4 protein-coding genes are annotated in these 1,732 nt (G+C 67.1%); 2 read left to right on the top strand and 2 right to left on the bottom strand.

From position 1 onward, the window contains the following. Nucleotides 1-5: 5 nt before the first annotated feature. Nucleotides 6-524, bottom strand: a complete 519-nt coding sequence (locus RMO97_RS05940) for a hypothetical protein (RefSeq protein WP_310539605.1) — start codon at nucleotides 522-524, stop codon at nucleotides 6-8. 115 nt (nucleotides 525-639) lie between these two features. On the opposite strand from RMO97_RS05940, the gene RMO97_RS05935 reads away from it, so the two are divergent. Both RMO97_RS05935 and RMO97_RS05930 read left to right on the top strand, forming a co-directional pair. Continuing rightward, entirely contained in the window at nucleotides 640-1,044 is a 405-nt protein-coding gene (locus tag RMO97_RS05935) for a DUF4087 domain-containing protein (protein WP_310539604.1), read from the top strand. A gap of 143 nt (nucleotides 1,045-1,187) precedes the next feature. Next, nucleotides 1,188-1,556, top strand: coding sequence for an Ig-like domain-containing protein (locus tag RMO97_RS05930; protein ID WP_310539603.1), 369 nt, complete (start codon nucleotides 1,188-1,190; stop codon nucleotides 1,554-1,556). 76 nt (nucleotides 1,557-1,632) lie between these two features. Here the strand turns inward: RMO97_RS05930 and RMO97_RS05925 are convergent, their stop codons facing one another. Beyond that, nucleotides 1,633-1,731 (bottom strand): hypothetical protein, encoded by a 99-nt coding sequence (locus tag RMO97_RS05925; RefSeq protein ID WP_409035292.1) that lies wholly within the window; start codon nucleotides 1,729-1,731, stop codon nucleotides 1,633-1,635. Nucleotide 1,732 lies beyond the last annotated feature (1 nt).

The raw sequence follows: 1,732 nt of genomic DNA, 5'->3' as shown, positions 1-1,732 counted from the left end.
CGGGCTTACAGCTTCCCGAACGCGACGCCTCGCCAGCCCCAGCCGCCCGCGTGCGCGGCCTCCACCAGCGGATCCTTGATCTCGCGGGTGTCGAATTTGTACGAGTAGATCTTGCCGAACGAGAGGTCCTCCTCGTCGAAGGCGTAGACGGTCTCGAAGCTCTTCTCCCAGGTCTGCCCGCGGGAGGCCCTGGCGCTGGCTGACAGGGTTGGGACGCCCGCGCGCCACTCCACCTCCCATTCCTCGTCGACGGCCCGGACCTCGCCCTTGGCCTCGTCGAACTTCATCAGCACCTTGAAGACCCGCTTGATGCCGGCCTTGGCGAAGATTTCGTACCACTTGGCGTCGACGATCCGCCATTCGGCCACCAGGTCGCAGCCTTCCTTCTTGGTCGCCTCGCGCACCTTGAAGGGCGCGGTCGGGCGGTTCACCGCCAGCAGCCGTTGGCGCAACTTGGCGACGCTCTCGCGCGCCACGCCGCTCGGGGCGGGCTTGCTGCCCGTCAACCAGTCCAGGATGCCCATTCACGCCCCTCCGCACCGACGCGCCGGAGGGCGCGACTCCTTGACACCATGACACGATCCCAGGTCTGGTGACGCTACTCCTGGTCGGTGACCAACAGTCCTAAGGGCCGACCCCATGACCGCGCGTCTCATCAGCCGTCTCGGTCGCGCCGTCGCGATCGCCACCGTTCTTGCGCCCCTCGTTGCGGGCGCGCCTGCCCAGGCCGCCCCCAAGAGGCTCGCCGGTGAGACGCGCTGCGGCTGGCTGCAGAACCCGTCGCCGGGCAACTGGTGGCTGTTCGACAGCGCCGGCGAATGGACCATAGCCACGCAGGGCGGCTTCCAGGCGCGCGGTCTCGACGACGTGCCAGACCTCACCGAACGCGACTGGGTGGTCACCAACGGCAGTTCCTACGGCTATGGCTGCGTCTGCCTGCGGGTCCAGACCAACCCCAAGGAACGCCGCATCACCCGCATCCACACCGTCAAACAGCAGCCCCTGAAGACCTGCCGCGCCGACAGGAAACTGCCCAAGCCCTAGGGGCGGGCTAGCACGGTTTCGCGAGCGTTTGGGCCCGACAACCTGAAGTCGACGATCGGCGTTCGGTGATGTAGCTTCACGGTGGCGCTTTACAGGCATGCTGATCGGCCAAACCTCCGACGCAACAATCAAGAGGTCAGCAAATGCTGGCGAGCCTTGTCGCCCTGGCTCTCACATCTGTCATCGCATCATCCGTACCCCAATTGGTCGGGTCATGGCCGGCCGATGGCGCAAAGGGCGTGCCCGCCGGGGAACAGACCCTGGTCTTTGAGTTCAGCCAACCCATGGCGCGAGACCGGATGTCGGTGACCACCGGGCCTGCCGGCGCCGCGCCGGAGTTCATCGGCTCTCCAAGCTTTTCGGAAGACGGCCGCACATTTCGCATCCGGATGCGCCTGAGACCGGGCCTGTCCTACGCGGTGGGGGCCAATAGTCCGAGCCACACGAACTTCCAGAACATGGCCGGTCAACCTGTGACGCCGCGCATCATTCGCTTCACAACCGCGCCCTGACCGCCTCAAGCCTCCGGAGGGCCGCCTTGGGTCGTGGCTCGCCGCTGGCCTCCAGTCCGCTCGCCTCGCTGCGCCCTCAGGTCGTCCGCGGCCCAGCCAGGATGATCGCGGCGCCCACGAGGCACACCGACGCCCCGAGGATGTCCCACCGGTCCGGCGTCCGATGCTCGACCAGC

Source organism: Phenylobacterium sp. (assembly GCF_031425575.1).
Classification (GTDB): domain Bacteria; phylum Pseudomonadota; class Alphaproteobacteria; order Caulobacterales; family Caulobacteraceae; genus Phenylobacterium.
The sequence above is the reverse complement of the archived record's forward strand: the minus strand, read 5'-3'. Positions and strand labels throughout refer to the sequence as shown.

Excerpts from the sequence above, each read along its gene's own strand:
- RMO97_RS05940 (WP_310539605.1), bottom strand. The coding sequence starts at position 524 with ATGGGCATCCTGGACTGGTTGACGGGCAGCAAGCCCGCCCCGAGCGGC.
- RMO97_RS05935 (WP_310539604.1), top strand. The coding sequence starts at position 640 with ATGACCGCGCGTCTCATCAGCCGTCTCGGTCGCGCCGTCGCGATCGCC.
- RMO97_RS05930 (WP_310539603.1), top strand. The coding sequence starts at position 1,188 with ATGCTGGCGAGCCTTGTCGCCCTGGCTCTCACATCTGTCATCGCATCA.